The organism is Parasphingomonas puruogangriensis (genome assembly GCF_036663635.1).
GTDB lineage: Bacteria > Pseudomonadota > Alphaproteobacteria > Sphingomonadales > Sphingomonadaceae > Sphingomonas.
The window spans coordinates 324,010-339,811 of the sequence record NZ_JAXOJI010000003.1 but is presented as its reverse complement, the minus strand read 5'-3'; the positions used below and the strand labels follow the sequence as shown (position 1 = coordinate 339,811).

18 protein-coding genes are annotated in these 15,802 nt (G+C 66.7%); 11 read left to right on the top strand and 7 right to left on the bottom strand.

The annotated features are described in order from the left end of the window. Positions 1–121: 121 nt before the first annotated feature. The 7 genes from U1739_RS10350 to U1739_RS10320 form a co-directional block, all read right to left on the bottom strand. Entirely contained in the window at positions 122–364 is a 243-nt protein-coding gene (locus U1739_RS10350; protein ID WP_332707576.1) for a ribbon-helix-helix domain-containing protein, read from the bottom strand. Beyond that, the gene (gene cobT / locus U1739_RS10345) at positions 357–2,189 is read right to left on the bottom strand and encodes a cobaltochelatase subunit CobT (RefSeq protein ID WP_332707573.1); all 1,833 of its coding nucleotides are present in this window, start codon (positions 2,187–2,189) and stop codon (positions 357–359) included. The genes U1739_RS10350 and cobT overlap by 8 nt, the downstream gene beginning before the upstream one ends. Continuing rightward, a complete protein-coding gene (locus U1739_RS10340; RefSeq protein ID WP_332707570.1) occupies positions 2,186–2,980 on the bottom strand; it encodes a hypothetical protein in 795 nt (264 codons plus the stop codon). Before U1739_RS10340 ends, cobT begins: the two co-directional genes overlap by 4 nt. A gap of 9 nt (positions 2,981–2,989) precedes the next feature. Continuing rightward, complete coding sequence (locus U1739_RS10335; protein ID WP_332707567.1) at positions 2,990–3,376, bottom strand: type II toxin-antitoxin system VapC family toxin; 387 nt, start codon at positions 3,374–3,376, stop codon at positions 2,990–2,992. A 1-nt stretch (position 3,377) separates the two neighbouring features. Further along, positions 3,378–3,653 carry a type II toxin-antitoxin system Phd/YefM family antitoxin gene (locus tag U1739_RS10330; protein WP_332707564.1) on the bottom strand — a complete coding sequence of 92 codons (276 nt, stop codon included), beginning with the start codon at positions 3,651–3,653 and terminating at the stop codon, positions 3,378–3,380. Between the two features lie 43 nt (positions 3,654–3,696). Then, positions 3,697–4,701: a cobaltochelatase subunit CobS gene (gene cobS, locus U1739_RS10325; protein ID WP_332707561.1), complete on the bottom strand. Its 1,005-nt coding sequence runs from the start codon at positions 4,699–4,701 to the stop codon at positions 3,697–3,699. Positions 4,702–4,781: 80 nt separating this feature from the next. Then, complete coding sequence (locus U1739_RS10320) at positions 4,782–5,474, bottom strand: winged helix-turn-helix transcriptional regulator (RefSeq protein ID WP_332707558.1); 693 nt, start codon at positions 5,472–5,474, stop codon at positions 4,782–4,784. Between the two features lie 78 nt (positions 5,475–5,552). Here U1739_RS10320 and U1739_RS10315 point away from each other — a divergent pair, with 78 nt between their 5' ends. From U1739_RS10315 to U1739_RS10260, 11 genes are all read left to right on the top strand, one after another. Then, positions 5,553–5,999, top strand: coding sequence for a VOC family protein (locus tag U1739_RS10315; protein WP_332707555.1), 447 nt, complete (start codon positions 5,553–5,555; stop codon positions 5,997–5,999). A gap of 29 nt (positions 6,000–6,028) precedes the next feature. After that, positions 6,029–6,682 carry a glutathione S-transferase family protein gene (locus tag U1739_RS10310; protein WP_332707552.1) on the top strand — a complete coding sequence of 218 codons (654 nt, stop codon included), beginning with the start codon at positions 6,029–6,031 and terminating at the stop codon, positions 6,680–6,682. A gap of 19 nt (positions 6,683–6,701) precedes the next feature. Next, on the top strand, positions 6,702–7,406 hold the full coding sequence (locus tag U1739_RS21170; RefSeq protein WP_443025535.1) for a DUF1428 domain-containing protein: 705 nt from the start codon (positions 6,702–6,704) through the stop codon (positions 7,404–7,406). 10 nt (positions 7,407–7,416) lie between these two features. Beyond that, positions 7,417–8,199: a VOC family protein gene (locus U1739_RS10295; RefSeq protein WP_332707549.1), complete on the top strand. Its 783-nt coding sequence runs from the start codon at positions 7,417–7,419 to the stop codon at positions 8,197–8,199. Beyond that, positions 8,196–8,681, top strand: a complete 486-nt coding sequence (locus U1739_RS10290) for a VOC family protein (RefSeq protein ID WP_332707546.1) — start codon at positions 8,196–8,198, stop codon at positions 8,679–8,681. The genes U1739_RS10295 and U1739_RS10290 overlap by 4 nt, the downstream gene beginning before the upstream one ends. Beyond that, complete coding sequence (locus tag U1739_RS10285; RefSeq protein WP_443025534.1) at positions 8,681–9,334, top strand: glutathione S-transferase family protein; 654 nt, start codon at positions 8,681–8,683, stop codon at positions 9,332–9,334. Before U1739_RS10290 ends, U1739_RS10285 begins: the two co-directional genes overlap by 1 nt. Then, positions 9,301–9,678, top strand: coding sequence for a glutathione S-transferase family protein (locus U1739_RS10280; RefSeq protein ID WP_443025541.1), 378 nt, complete (start codon positions 9,301–9,303; stop codon positions 9,676–9,678). The genes U1739_RS10285 and U1739_RS10280 overlap by 34 nt, the downstream gene beginning before the upstream one ends. A gap of 12 nt (positions 9,679–9,690) precedes the next feature. Continuing rightward, entirely contained in the window at positions 9,691–10,155 is a 465-nt protein-coding gene (locus U1739_RS10275; protein WP_332707543.1) for an SRPBCC domain-containing protein, read from the top strand. A gap of 125 nt (positions 10,156–10,280) precedes the next feature. Further along, on the top strand, positions 10,281–11,300 hold the full coding sequence (locus U1739_RS10270; protein WP_332707962.1) for a thiamine-phosphate kinase: 1,020 nt from the start codon (positions 10,281–10,283) through the stop codon (positions 11,298–11,300). Positions 11,301–11,402: 102 nt separating this feature from the next. Beyond that, the gene (locus U1739_RS10265; protein ID WP_332707541.1) at positions 11,403–13,559 is read left to right on the top strand and encodes a sodium-translocating pyrophosphatase; all 2,157 of its coding nucleotides are present in this window, start codon (positions 11,403–11,405) and stop codon (positions 13,557–13,559) included. 195 nt (positions 13,560–13,754) lie between these two features. Continuing rightward, positions 13,755–15,689, top strand: coding sequence for an alpha/beta hydrolase family protein (locus U1739_RS10260; protein ID WP_332707538.1), 1,935 nt, complete (start codon positions 13,755–13,757; stop codon positions 15,687–15,689). Positions 15,690–15,802: the final 113 nt, after the last annotated feature.

Genomic DNA, 15,802 nt, shown 5'->3' with positions numbered 1-15,802 from the left:
GTCCTTCACGCGAATGGTGGAGGGGTACTTGCCATCGGCGCCGCGTCCGCGGCCAGAACCCCTCCACCACCCGGCTGAAGAAGCCGGGCGGTCCCCCTCCCCCAGCAAGCTGGGGGAGGAATTAGGTGCTCTCCGCCAACACCCAGCTCCGCAGCGCGCTCGCCAGGTTCGGCGGATCCTCCGCCAGGATGCGCACCGCATCCACCTCGGCGATCAGCGCACTCAACGGCAATTCCCGCACCGCCGCCGCCCGCTCCACCGCCGCCCAGAACACCGGCTCCAGGCTGATCGACGTCTGGTGCCCGGCGATCGTCACCGAGCGCTTGACCGGCCCGACGAACCCGCCTGGCGGCGGATCAATCATTCTTGTCGAACAGGGCCGCAAGTTGCTCGATGATCGTGCCGCCCAATTGCTCGGCATCCATGATCGTCACCGCGCGCTGGTAATAGCGCGTCACGTCATGGCCGATGCCGATCGCCACCAGCTCGACCGGCGACTTGCCCTCGATCCAGCCGATCACCTGGCGCAGATGCCGTTCGAGATAGGAGCCGGAATTGACCGACAGCGTCGAATCGTCGACCGGCGCGCCGTCTGAAATGACCATCAGGATCTTGCGATCCTCGGACCGGCCGATCAGCCGCGAATGCGCCCACAGCAACGCCTCGCCGTCGATATTTTCCTTGAGCAGCCCCTCGCGCATCATCAGCCCGAGATTGGGCTTGGCGCGGCGCCACGGCTCGTCGGCGCGTTTGTAGACGATGTGGCGCACGTCGTTGAGGCGGCCGGGCTGCGGCGGGCGGCCAGCGGCGAGCCAGGTCTCGCGGCTCTGCCCGCCCTTCCAGGCGCGCGTGGTGAAGCCGAGAATCTCGGTCTTGACCCCGCAGCGCTCCAGCGTGCGCGCGAGAATGTCCGCGCTGATCGCCGCGATCGAGATCGGGCGGCCGCGCATCGATCCGGAATTGTCGATCAGCAAAGTGACGACGGTGTCCTTGAAATCGGTCTCGCGCTCGATCTTGTAGCTTAGCGACTGCATCGGATTGACCACCACGCGGGCCAGCCGCGCGGCATCTAGCATGCCCTCTTCCTGGTCGAAGTCCCACGACCGGCTCTGCTGCGCCATCAGCCGGCGCTGCAAGCGGTTGGCGAGCTTGGTCACCGCGCCCTGCAGATGGACCAATTGCTGGTCGAGATAGGAGCGCAGCCGCGCCAGTTCGTCGGCGTCGCACAATTCGGTGGCCGCGATCACCTCGTCATAGGACGTGGTCCAGGCCTTATAGTCGAACTGGCTGGTGAAATCCTGCATCGGGCGATTGGGGCGGACCGGCAGCATGCCGTCCTCGCCGGCATCGCCGGGTTCGCCCTCGGCGTCGTCAAACTCCTGCTCGCCTTCCTCGCCGGACTCGCCTTGCTCGCTATCGGCGTCGCGCTCGGAGCCGCGCGCTTCGACCTCGCCCTGGCCTTCCTCGCTGTCGCTCTCGCCGTCGTCGCCTTCGTCCGATTGCTGCTCGTCGCTGCCCTCGTCGTCATTGCCGCCCTCGTCGCTCTCGTCGGGGATCATGTCCCCTTCGATCAGCTCGAGATCCTCGAGCAGCCGCGTGGCCAGCGTGGCAAAGGCGCGCTGGTCGTCGATCGCCAGCGCCAAGCCGTCGAGATCCTTGCCCGCTTTGCTCTCGATCCACTCGCGCACCAGCGCCATGCCCGGCGCGGTCAGCGCCGGCGCCTGCTGCCCGGTCAGCCGCTCGCGCACCATCAACGAAAGTGCCGTCGAAAGCGGCACTTCCTCCCGGTTCCGCGCCCGCGTAATCGGATCGGCGCGCAGCCGCATGTCGAGCGCGGTGGCGAGATTGGCGGTGATGCCGGCAAAGCCACGCGAGCCCAAAGCCTCGACGCGCGCGCCCTCGACTGCATCGAACACCGCCCGCGCCACCGCGTCGCCCGGCGCGCCCCGCGCATGCAGCGCGACATTGTGATGCTTCAAGCGCAGCGCGAAGCCATCGGCAAAGCCGCGCGCTTCGGCCACCTGATCGGCCGGCAAGGTGCGCGCCGGCATCGGCACCTTGATATGCTTGCCCGACTGGGTCGGCGCATCGGCGGTGAAGGCGAGCTCGATCTCCGGCTCGTCGGCCAGTGCGCGCGACGTGCCGCCGAGCACGGCCTTGAATCGATCGAGCGGGGTTTCGGTGGTCATTCGACCATCTCTGGCAGCACGATATGCCCCGGCGCAAGGTCGCGGTTGATGACGATCGTCGCCGCCCCGCTTTTCGCGTCATAGGCCAGCACGGTGAGCACCGCCCCGGCGATGATCTCATGCGCCGGCAGCTTGGCGATCGATACGACATGGCGCGCCCCGGCCAAGGCGCGCATCCGCCCGAAGCCGATCGCTTCGAGATCGAACGCCACCGCATCCTTCTCCCCGCCCGACCCGACATAGCGCAGCCGCACGGTCGCCTCACCACCCAGCGGCATGCCCTCGATCAAGCCATATTCCGCCTTCGGGATCGCGTAGGGCAATCTGGCCTTGCCCTTCGCGCCGATCAGGAAAGCGTGATCGAAGAACGAATCCTTGTCGGCATCGATCAGGCAATATTGCGTATCCTGTTTGGTCGGGCGCAACGCGCCGACCAGGCCGAACAGCATCTGCCCGGTCATCAGCTTGGCGGTGGATCCTTCCTGGCGATCCTCGCAAAACACGCGCTCATGCTCGCCCGGCAGCCCGCGCACGTTCGCCGCAGAGAGCACGGTACCGCGCGGGAAGCTACGCTGCTCGCCCGCCTGGGCTAGCGTCACGCCATCCGCCATGATCGCCGCATCGGGGCGCCCGAGCACGCTGGTCGCGACGATCGCGCCGGGCGTGACGAGCTGCTCACCCGCCGCTGTCGTCGACGGCAGCAGCCGTAACGGCGGCGCGCCGAGTTTGTAGTCGCCGGGCGCGGCAGCGAGCAGCAACAGCAGTGGGGAAAGTCTGAGCAGGCGGATCATCCCGCAGCTCTACCAGATTACATCGCAACCGAATGCCGCAATCTCGCGGTCGCTCGTGACGATCGGCATCTGCTCGTACAAGCTCTGGGCTGCAAGTACTCGGTCGAACGGATCGCGGTGTTCGCCCGGCAAAAGGCCGGCGCGGCGGGCATGTTCATAATGAATATTGAGGTGGTAGAAGCCATCCTCGACGACACCTTCGTTGAACTGATGAAGGCGCTGCACCATTTGCGGCAGTCGTCCTAATCGGACCTTGATGCCTAGCTCAAGCGCCGAAATCGCGCTGACATAGACCGTGGTTTCGTCTGCACTTATCAAGTCACGCAGTGGCATGGGTAATTGTGGATCTTCGGCCCACCACCAGATCAAAATGTGGGTGTCGATCAGGATGTGCATCTCAGATGATGTTCGAATATTTGCCTTCCCACGCGGCCAGTTCGTCCTCGGGCAAAGGATCGAACCACGCTTCGGCGGGAATATTGCGCAGTTCCGGCCAGCGTCCAGGCTTCCGCCGCGGCTTGGCGGGATCGGCATATGGCACCATTTTCGCCCAGGGAATGCCGGCCTTGGCGAGCACGATCTCCTCGCCGGCATGCGCACGGTCGATCAGTTTCGACAGATTGGTCTTGGCATCGTGGACGTTGAACGTCGTCTGCGGATCGGCATCGGCCATTACCCACCTCCGGATGGACTAATACATTAGCCCACCCCTTGGTTCAAGCCTTGCCCACCACGCTCTCGGGCAGATCCTTGCCGAACACGCGCTGGTAATATTCCGCCACCAGGCTGCGTTCCGCCTCGTCGCACTTGTTGAGGAACGACAGGCGGAAGGCGAAGCCGACATCCTTGAAGATCAGCGTATTCTGCGCCCAGGTGATCACCGTGCGCGGGCTCATCACGGTCGAGATGTCGCCGTTGATGAAGCCCTTGCGGGTCAGGTCCGCCACGCGGACCATGTTGTCGACCTGTGCCTTGCCCTCGGGCTTGTCATATTCGCCGGACTTGGCGAGCACGATCTGCGCCTCGACCGCGGCGGGCAGATAGTTGAGCGTGACGACGATGTTCCAGCGGTCCATCTGGCCCTGGTTGATCTGCTGCGTGCCGTGATACAGGCCGCTGGTATCGCCCAGGCCGATCGTGTTGGCGGTGGCGAACAGGCGGAAATTGGGGTTGGGGCGGATCACGCGATTCTGATCGAGCAAGGTCAGCTTGCCCTCGGTCTCCAACACGCGCTGGATCACGAACATCACGTCCGGGCGCCCGGCATCATATTCGTCGAACACCAAAGCGGTCGGCGTCTGCAGCGCCCAGGGCAGCAGCCCTTCGCGAAATTCGGTGATCTGCTTGCCGTCCTTGAGCACGATCGCATCGCGCCCGACCAGGTCGATACGGCTGATATGCGCATCGAGATTGATGCGGATGCACGGCCATTTCAAGCGCGCGGCGACCTGCTCGATATGCGTCGACTTGCCCGTACCGTGATAGCCCTGCACCATCACGCGGCGGTTGAACGCGAAGCCAGCGCAGATCGCCAGCGTGGTATCGGCATCGAACACATAGGCCGGATCGAGGTCGGGCACGCGCTCGTCGGCTTCCGAGAAGGCCGGGACCTCCATGTCCGAATCGATCCCGAACAGGTCGCGCACCTTGATCATGCGATCGGGCGCATCGAGAATCGTCGTCTCGCGGCTGTCGGGCTGGATGTTGGGGATATCGGTCATGTACGTGCGCCTCGTGTCTGGCCCAACGCCTTAGGACATGCAGCGCCGCCTACTCAACCGCTTGCGATCAGTTTTGCCGATCAGCTGATTTTTTCCGGCAGCGCGAAGAGCCGCGAGAAGCGCGTCGCCGTCGCCACGTCGCCCGACAGCGTGAGGGCGCCCGCGGTCACCGCATGGTCCAGCGGCATGGCGCCGTAGAACACCGGCAGGAACGCGCTCGTGCTCCCCGCCAACACCGCATCCGCTCCGGTGACCGGCGCCCGCGCCACGCCGATCGCGCCGGCCGCAACCTGCGCGCGATAATCCTCGCCACCAAGCCGGAAGCCGATCGTCGCGACGAGATCGCCGACCCGGTCGGCGACCAGCAGCATTTTCAACGACAAGATCAGCGCGGCGGGCGAGAAATGCAGTTGCGGATCGTGCCGCGGCGAGCGCAGCGCCCAGCGGCCCAGCCCGAGCACCACCGGCTCGCATTCGCGGCCCCAGTCGGTCAGCGCGTAAACCGGCGTCCGCGCCGGTGCGGCCAGATGGTCGCGCGTTACGATCCCGGCCGCCGCCAGTCCTTCGAGCCGCTGGGTCAACACATTAGCGCTGATGCCCGGCAGGCCATTGCGCAGATCGCCGAACCGCCGCGGCCCGAGCAACAGCTCGCGCACGATCAGCAGCGACCAGCGTTCGCCGACCAACTCCATGCCCAATGCCGTGCCGCAGGCATCGTCATACCACTTCCTGTCCCGCCCCTCGATCAACTCGGTTACTTTTTCTAACTTCATAGTTGTTTTTAGTAACTGGCCGGGGCATCATCGTCAAACAGCGATTCGACAACGAACGGTTTCCAGGGGGAGAAGACGATGAGCCTGACCGAGATGATTTTCATCAACCTGCCGGTCACCGACGTGGCCCGGGCGACCGCCTTCTACGAAGCGCTCGGTGCGACCAGGAACCCGAAATTCAGCGACGACACCACGTCGTGCATCGTCCTGTCCGACCATATCCACGTCATGCTGCTCAGCCGCGAACGCTTTGCCGGGTTCATTCCGGGCTATGCGGTCGCCGATCCGCACGCCGCGGTCGGCGCCTTTCTGTGCATCGCGCAGCCGAGCAAGGATGCGGTCCACGCATTGGTCGACAAGGCCGGCGCGCATGGCGGCACCACCGATGTCACGCCGACGCAGGATCACGGCTTCATGCTCGGCCGCAGCTTCGCCGATCCCGACGGGCATTTGTGGGAAGTGATGTGGATGGACCCGGCCGCTGTCGAGAGCGGCCCCGGCGAGATGGCCCAGGCCACCGCCTGACTCCGCACGCAGCGTTTTGGGAGAGGATCATGACGCCGACCATCACCGCGTTCAACTGGGTGCCGGATTTCGCCCGTTCCTATGTGCGCGACATGCGCGCGCGCTGGGCGTTCGAGGAAACCGGGCAGGCTTATGCCGTCGACGTGATCGGCCACGATGTCGTCAAGAGCCCGGCGCATCGGCGCTTCCAGCCGTTCGGGCAACTCCCGACCTACCGCGACGGCACGGTCGAAATCTTCGAATCCGGCGCGATCGCGCTGCACATCGCGCGGGCGGCGCCGGGCCTGCTGCCGGCCGACCCGGCGGGGCAGGCGCGCGCCGAGCAATGGGTGATCGCCGCGCTCAATTCGGTCGAACCGTCGATCATGCAATTGGCCATCGTCGATATCTTCGAGGCGGATCGCCCATGGTCGGCCGCACGTCGCCCGAGCGTGATCGAGGATATCCGCGCGCGGCTGACCGATCTGTCCGCCGCGCTCGGCGACAAGGACTGGTTCGATGGCGATTTCAGCGTCGGCGACCTGACCATGGTCTCGGTGCTGCGCGGCCTGCACGACAGCGGGCTGCTGAACGACTTCCCCACCCTCGCCGCTTATGTCGCGCGCGGCGAAGCCCGGCCGGCCTATCAAAAGGCGCTGGCCGATCATCTGGCGGATTTCGAGCCCGAACCGGCCGCCGCCTGAGCCCGACAGGAGAGAGACGATGAGCTATATCCAGGGTTTCGTGCTGGCGGCGCCGAGCGCCAACAAGCAGGCCTATGTCGAACATGCCGCCAAGGCGGTCGCGATCTTCCGTGAATTCGGCATGACGCGGATGGTCGAGACGTGGGGCGACGACGTGCCGGTCGGCAAGCTGAACGATTTCCGCACCGCGGTGCAGGCCAAGGATGACGAGACGGTGCTGTTCAGTTGGTGCGAATGGCCGTCGCGCGAGGTCTACCAGGCCGGCATGAAGCGCATGATGGAGGATCCGCGCATGGCGGAGATGGGCGAGATGCCGTTCGATGGCCGGCGCATGATCTTCGCCGGCTTCGCGCCCGAGATCGATACCGGCCCCGGCGGTGCGACCGGCTATGTCGATGGCTTCCTGATCCCGGTCGCACCGGACAAGAAGCAGGCCTATTTCGATATGGCGCGCCACGTCGCGCCGGCCTTCCTGGAAAACGGCGCGACCCGTCTGGTCGAGGCCTGGGGTGACGACGTGCCGGCCGGCGAGGTCACCGACTTCTTTCGCGCCGTGCATGCCACGGAGGGCGAGAATGTGGTCTTTTCCTGGGTCGAATGGCCCGACAAGGCCATTCGCGACGCCGGCATGAAGCAGGTGGCGCAGCAAACCCCGCCCACCGACATGCCGTTCGACGGCCAGCGCATGATCTTCGGCGGTTTCGCCCCGATCCTCGACCGATAGGAGACGTCCCATGACCAATCCGCATGGCAGCCCGATCTGGTACGAATTGCTTACCCCCGATGCCGAGGCATCGAAGACATTCTACGAGACCGTGATCGGCTGGACCGTCCACCCGGCCGACCCCGGCGGCATGGACTATCGCATGATCGATGCCGGCGAGGGCGACTTTGCCGGCGGCCTGATGGCGCTGACCGCCGAGATGCAAAGCGGCGGCGCCAAGCCCGGCTGGCTGTTCTATATCGGCGTCGACGATGTCGATGCCAGCGTGGCCAAGATCAGCGCGGCCGGCGGCAGCGTGCGCATGCCGGCGATCGATCTCCCCGGCGTGGGCCGCATGGCGCTGGTCGCCGATCCGCAGGGCATCCCGTTCTACGTCATGCGGGGCGCCAGCGATCAGGACAGCAAAGCCTGGCAGCGCACTGGCATGGGCAAGTGCAACTGGAACGAGCTGATGACGCCGGACCAGGCCGGCGCGAACGCTTTCTATGCCGACATGTTTGGCTGGACCTATCCTGACAAGATGGCGATGGGCGAAATGGGCGATTACATGTTCATCGCGGTCGGCGACGAGACGATCGGCGCGACCATGACCGCGCCGTCGGGCCCGCCGCCCGCCTGGCAATTCTATTTCCGCACGCCCGATATCGACGCGGCGGCGGAGCAGGTGACGACGAACGGCGGCACGGTGCATGCCGGGCCGATGGACGTGCCGGGCGGCGACCGCATCATCGTCGCCAGCGATCCGCACGGCGTGATGTTCGGCGTGGTCGCCCCGGCGGGAGGCACGCAATGAGCCACAAGATCGCGCCGTGCATCTGGTATGACGGGACGGCGGAGGCGGCGGCGCGCTTTTACGCCGCCACGTTCCCCGATTCTTCGGTCGATGCGGTGAACACCTCGCCGACCGATTATCCCAACGGCCAGCGGGGTGACGTTCTCACCGTCGAGTTCACCGTCTGCGGCATGCGCTTCCTCGGCCTCAACGGCGGCGCGACTTTCCCGCAGACCGAAGCGGTCTCCTTCATGGTCTATACCGACGATCAGGAAGAGACCGATCGGCTGTGGCACGCAATCGTCGATAACGGCGGCGCGGAGAGCGCCTGCGGCTGGTGCAAGGATCGCTGGGGCGTATCGTGGCAGATCACCCCGCGCGCGCTGATGGCGGCGACCACCCACCCCGACAAGGCCGCCGCCCGCCGCGCGATGGAAGCGATGATGACGATGCGCAAGATCGACATTGCCGGCATCGAGCGTGCGCTGGCGGGCAAGGGCTGATGCTCGAACTCTTCGCGCATCCCTTCTCGTCTTATTGCTGGAAGGTGCTGATCCCGCTGTACGAGAACGACACGCGCTTCACCTACCGTCAGATCGGCCCGGACCAGCCCGACAATGGCGCGGCGCTGGCCGAAGCATGGCCGCTGGGCAAATTCCCGGTGCTGCTCGACGACGGTCGGCCGGTGATCGAATCCTCCATCATCATCGAGCATCTGCAACAGTATCACCCCGGCGCGGTGCGCTTCATCCCGGCCGATCCGGATGCGGCACTGCAGGTCCGCCTGCTCGATCGCATCTTCGATAATCACGTCATGAGCCAGATGCAGCGTGTGGTGAACGATGCGCTGCGCCCGCCCGAACGGCGCGACACGATCGAGGTGCAGGAGGCCAAAGCGGCGCTCGACAAGGCCTATGCCTGGCTCGACGCGTATCTCGCTGGGCGCGATTGGGCGGCGGGCGATTTCAGCCTCGCCGACTGCGCCGCCGCCCCCGCCTTGTTCTACGCCGATTGGGTGCAGCAGATCGATCCCGCGCACGCCAATCTGCGCGCCTATCGCGCCCGCCTGCTCGCCCGCCCCTCGGTCGCCCGCGCGGTCGACGAGGCGCGTCCGTATCGCGCCTGGTTCCCGCCCGGCGCGCCCGACCGCGACTGACCGGAGCCTGCCATGACCGACGCGTACGAACTCTCCGTCACCCGCCTGATCGACGCGACACGATCGAGGTGCAGGAGGCCAAAGCAGCGCTCGACAAGGCCTATGCCTGGCTCGACGCGTATCTCGCTGGGCGCGATTGGGCGGCGGGCGATTTCAGCCTCGCCGACTGTGCCGCCGCCCCAGCTTTGTTCTACGCCGACTGGGTCCAGCAGATCGATCCCGCGCATGCCGATCTGCGCGCCTATCGCGCCCGCCTGCTCGCCCGCCCCTCGGTCGCCCGCGCGGTCGACGAGGCGCGTCCGTATCGCGCCTGGTTCCCGCCCGGCGCGCCCGACCGCGACTGACCGGAGCCTGCCATGACCGACGCGTACGAACTCTCCGTCACCCGCCTGATCGACGCGCCGCCGGGCGCGGTCTGGGCGATCGCCACCGAGCGCCTGACCGAATGGTGGTGCCCCCGCCCCTGGACCACGGAGATCATCGCGCAGGAGTGGCGCCCCGGCGGCCGCTCGGCGATGATCCTGCACGGCCCGGATGGCGAGAAGCACGAGCTGGAAGGCGTGTTCCTGGAAGTGGTGCCGGGCAAGCATTTCATCACCACCGACGCGTTTGCTGTCGGCTGGGTGCCGCAAAAGCCGTTCATGACCGGCCTGTGGGAGTTCGCCGAGGAAGACGGCAAGACCCGCTACACCGCGCGCGCACGGCACTGGACCGCGGAAGCGCGCGACGAGCACGACACGATGGGCTTCACGGAAGGCTGGACCGCCTGCGCCGCGCAGTTGGCCGAAATCGCCGAGGCCGAGGCAGCGGCGGCGCGCTGATCACTGTTCCCCTGCGAAAGCAGGGGCCCAGGGTTACAAATGCTGCGCTCTTCAATCTGGGCTCCTGCGTGCGCAGGAGCACGGTGGTGCACGACAGCAGGCGCCTCACCCGCTATCACGCCTCCGTGACCGAAGCCGATTTCCTTGCCCGCCTGCGCACGCTCCCGCTGCACCCCGGCGCACATGGCCTGCTCGACGACACCGCGACGCTGGGCGGCTACACACTGACCACCGATACGTTGGTCGAAGGCGTCCACTATCTCCCCGGCGATCCGCCCGAGGACGTTGCGTGGAAACTGCTCGCCACCAACCTCTCCGATCTCGCCGCCAAGGGCGCGACCCTGGTCGGCGTGCTGCTCAACTATCCGCTGCGCGCGCCCTCCCTCACGACCACCCCGGCGGACGCCGGGGCCCAGTGGGGAAACGAGCATGACGAAACACCGCGCGACGTAACGTCTACCGTCGCGACTGGGCCCCGGCCTTCGCCGGGGAAGGAGCCAGATTGGGACGCCGCCTTCCTCACCGGCCTCGCCACCGCGCTCACCCACTTCGCCTGCCCCCTGCTCGGCGGCGACACCGTCTCGCTCCCTGCGCACGCGCCGCGCGTCATCACGCTTACCGCGATCGGCGGCAACGCCCCCGCCCCGCCGCGCAGCGGCGCGCGCGCCGGCGATGCGCTGTACGTCACGGGCACGATCGGTGACGCCGGGGCCGGCCTGGCCATCGCGCAAGGAGCGGACGGCCCCGCCGCCCTGCTCGCCGCCTATCGCCGCCCTACCCCCCGCCTCGCCGACGGCCAGGCGCTCGCGCCCCACGTCCACGCCATGATGGACGTGTCGGACGGGCTGTTGATCGACGCCGAGCGCATGGCCAAGGCCAGCAACCTCGCGGTGACGATCGACCTCGCCGCCATCCCGCTCTCCCCCGCTTATGCCGCTTTCGTCGGCAGCGATCGGGCCGCCCGCCTGTCGGCCGCCACCGCCGGCGACGATTACCAACTGCTCTTTGCCGCCCCCGCCGACTTCGCCGCGCCGGTCCCCGCCACGCGCGTCGGCCAGTTCACGCCCGGCGCCGGCCTCTCCCTCAAACATGGCGACCAAGCCCTTCTGCTACCGGCAAAACTGGGCTTCCAGCACGCCGGCTAGCGCGGCTTGCGCTGCCCCCACCTGCCCTATACCTTCCGGCCAACCGTGGGGGCACGGCGCAAAGCATCGGCTCCCTCGCCACCTTGAGCCAAGGGAGAGAGCATGCAGATCGTCTATGCCGCCATCGTGTGCGGCCTGATTGCCGTATTGTACGGGATCGTCACCAGCCGCCAGGTCATGTCCGCCAGCCCGGGCAACGAGCGCATGCAGGATATCGCCGCCGCCATTCAGGAAGGCGCGCGCGCCTATCTCGGCCGGCAATATCGCACCATCGCCATCGTCGGCGTGGTCATGGCGGTGATCGTCGCCTATTTCCTCGGGCTCGTTTCGGCGACCGGCTTTCTGATCGGCGCGATCCTCTCCGGCATCACCGGCTTCATCGGCATGAACGTCAGCGTGAAGGCCAATGTCCGCACGGCGGAAGCCGCGCGCACCTCGCTGCAGGGCGGCCTGACCATGGCGTTCCGTTCCGGCGCGGTCACCGGCATGCTCGTCGCCGGGCTCGGTTTGCTCGCGATCGCCGGCTTCTTCTGGTATCTCACCGGCCCCGCCGGCCATGCCCCCAATGACCGCATCGTGATCGATTCACTGGTCGCGCTGGCGTTCGGCGCGTCGCTGATCTCGATCTTCGCGCGCCTCGGCGGCGGCATCTTCACCAAGGCGGCGGACGTCGGCGCCGATCTGGTCGGCAAGGTCGAGGCCGGCATCCCGGAGGACGATCCCCGCAACCCCGCGACCATCGCCGATAATGTCGGCGACAATGTCGGCGATTGCGCCGGCATGGCCGCCGATCTGTTCGAAACCTATGTCGTGACGCTCGGCGTGACGATGGTGTCGATCGCGTTGCTGGTGAAGGCCGACACCGCCGAACTGCTCAAGCTGATGACGCTGCCGATGATCGTCGGCGGCGTGTGCATCATCACCTCAATCATCGGCACGTACATGGTCCGGCTCGGCAAGGGAGAGTCGATCATGGGCGCGCTCTACAAGGGCTTCTGGACCACGGTGATCCTGTCGATCCCCGCCATCTACCTCGCCACGCAGTACACGATCGGCGACATGCACGCTGTGATCGGCGGCGCCGGCTTCCTCGATGCCGCCTCCGACAATCTCACCGCCGAAGCGCTCGCCGGCACTGCGACCAGCGCCTCGTTCACCGGCATGGACCTGTTCTGGTGCATGATGATCGGGCTCGCGCTGACCGGTGCTTTGGTGTGGATCACCGAATATTATACCGGCACCAATTATCGCCCGGTGCGCAGCATCGCCAAGGCCAGCGAAACCGGCCACGGCACCAACGTGATCCAGGGCCTCGCGGTCAGCCTGGAAAGCCCCGCTTTGCCGACATTGGTCATCTCGGTCGCGGTGATCGCCAGCTACCAATTGGCCGGCGTGATCGGCATCGCCTTTGCCGCCACCGCGATGCTCGCGCTGGCCGGCATGGTCGTGGCGCTCGACGCCTATGGCCCGGTCACCGACAATGCCGGCGGCATCGCCGAAATGGCCGGCCTGCCCGACGACGTCCGCCACCGCACCGATGCCTTGGACGCGGTCGGCAACACCACCAAGGCGGTAACCAAGGGCTATGCCATCGGCTCCGCCGCGCTCGCCGCGCTCGTCCTGTTCGGCGCCTACACCACCGATCTGGCCGAGTTCTTCCCCGATCTGAACGTCGATTTCAGCCTCTCCAACCCCTATGTCATTGTCGGCCTGTTGCTCGGCGCGCTGCTGCCGTTCAGCTTCGGCGCGTTCGGCATGACCGCGGTGGGGCGCGCGGCGGGCGCGGTGGTCGAGGATGTCCGCGCGCAGTTCCGCGACAATCCCGGCATCATGGCCGGCACCAGCCGCCCGAACTATGCCCGCACCGTCGATCTCGTCACCCGCGCCGCGATCAAGGAAATGATCATCCCCAGCCTGCTCCCGGTGCTCGCCCCGATCGCGGTGTATTTCGTGATCAAGGCGGTATCCGACCAGGCCAGCGCCTTCGCGGCGCTCGGCGCGCTGCTGCTCGGCGTGATCGTCTCCGGCCTGTTCGTCGCCATCTCGATGACCAGCGGCGGCGGCGCATGGGACAATGCCAAGAAATATATCGAGGACGGCAATCACGGCGGCAAAGGCAGCGAAGCGCACAAGGCTGCGGTGACCGGCGACACGGTGGGCGACCCGTACAAGGATACGGCGGGCCCGGCGGTGAACCCGATGATCAAGATTACCAATATTGTCGCGCTGCTGCTGCTTGCGGCACTGGCGGCGCATTAAAGCCAATACCCAACATCCGTCACCCCGGCCTCGAGCCGGGGCCCAGCTTCTTGCTTCTGGCGAGGAAGAAGCGGTGCCCCGGGTCGAGCCCGGGTGACGATAAGGTGGACGCGCCAACCTCTTTTCCTTGATAAACAACCACTTTCCGCACCCTGCCGACTAGGCTAGCATCTCCACTCAACCGGGGGGCTGGCCATGACGACCGATCGACTCATCACCTGCGCGGTGGCGCTGGTGCTTACCGCTGCTGCGGCGCCGCCGGCAGATCCGCCAAGCGCCGCGGCCAAGGCCCCGCCGCCGATCGAGGCGTTCGCCGAATTGCCCTTCATGGCCACGCCCACCGTGTCGCCGAACGGCACGCAGGTCGCCGCGCGCGTCTCGGTCAACGGCAAGCAGGCGCTGGCGATCATCCCGCTCGAGCCCGGGCGCAAGATCGTCGGGCTCGGCACCGGCACCAACGATCTCAACAGCTGGACCTGGGTCAATGACGATTGGCTGGTCGCACGGGTCGGCGGTACGCAGGGCGTGCAGGGCGACAAATGGTATCTGCGCCGCGCCGTCGGGATCAAGGCCGACGGCACCAAGACCGTCCCGCTGGCCAAGGATGCGGGGCAGAATGCCGACGACATCTTGTGGATCGCCAGCGACGGCACGCCGCGCATCCGCATGGCCTTGCAGACCTCGATCTACAGCAACGAGCCCGGTTTCTGGCCGATGGTGCGCGAATATGACGTGTCGACCGGCCGCGCCACGACCGTGCTGCGCCCGACCGAAAAGGTCATGGACTGGTATGCCGATGGCGGCGGCATTGTGCGGCTCGGCATCGCCTATGACGACACGTCGCGCGGCTACCGCCTGCTCTACCGTGACCGCGCCGAGCAATCCTTCCGCACCGTCGCCAAGGCGCGCGGCACCATGGCCTCGCTCGGCGACGTGCCGGCGATGTTTCTTGCCGAACCGGGCAAGGGCATCGCGTTCAGCGACGATGACGGGTTCGACGCGCTGTACGAATTCGATCTCGCCACGCTCAAGACCGGCAAGAAGCTGTTCGGCAAGCCGGGCTATGACATTGGCGGGATCATCACCGACGCGGCCGGCGGCCGCGCGATCGGCGTGCGCTATACCGATACCGCCGCGCGCACCCACTGGTTCGATCCCGAACTGGCCCGGGTGCAGAGCGAGATCGACAAAGCGGTCGGCACGCGGCGGGCGCGGATCGTCTCGTGGAGCCGCGATTTCAGCACGTTGATGGTGCTGGTCGGCGGCGCCGACCGCCCCGGCAGTTATTACGTCTATCGCCCGGCGGAAGGCACGATGAAGCTGTTGGCGCACACCGCCAACCTGCTGCCGCCCGCCGCCTACGCCCCCGTCTCGACGATCACCTACAAGGCCCGCGACGGGCTTGAGATCGCCGCCGTGCTGACCGTGCCCAAGGGCCGCGCGGCCAAGAACCTGCCGCTGATCCTGATGCCGCATGGCGGCCCGGCGGCGCGCGACGACGAAAGCTGGGATTGGTGGACGCAATTCCTCGCCAGCCGCGGCTATGCCGTGCTGCAGCCCAATTATCGCGGCTCGGTCGGTTACGGCACCGCCTTCGAGGACATGGGCAAGGGCCAATGGGGCCTCAAGATGCAGGACGATCTGACCGACGCCGTAAAATGGGCGGCGGACAGCGGCCTGGCCGACGCCAAGCGCGTGTGCATCGTCGGCGCTTCCTATGGCGGCTATGCCGCGCTGCGCGCCGCCGAGCGCGATACCGGCGTGTATCGCTGCGCGGTGTCGTTTGCCGGCGTGTCCGACATGCCGGCGATGCTGCGCTATGACGGCCGCTTCCTCAACGGCAACCGCTCGAAAGACTATCTCCGCGCGCAGGCCCCGGATCTCAAAAGCGTCTCGCCGATCAACCACGCCGCCGCCTTCTCGATTCCCTTGCTGATGGTCCACGGCAAGGCCGACACCGTCGTGCCGGTCGATCAATCGCGCGACATGGCGAGCAAGCTCAAGGCGGCCGGCAAGCCGTTCCGCTATGTCGAGCAACCCAAAGGCGACCACCACTTCTCGCAGGGCGCGGACCGGCTGCAATTCTTGCAGGAGCTGGAGGCGTTCCTGAAGGTGAACAATCCGGCCTGAGGCAAGCATGAGGCAGGGATGAGCGCAGCTAATCCCCGACCAGCCGAATGCCGGCCGAGGGGTCCCCGCAAAGTACGACTTTGCGGGGTGGCCCCGGCGGACGGGCGGGATCG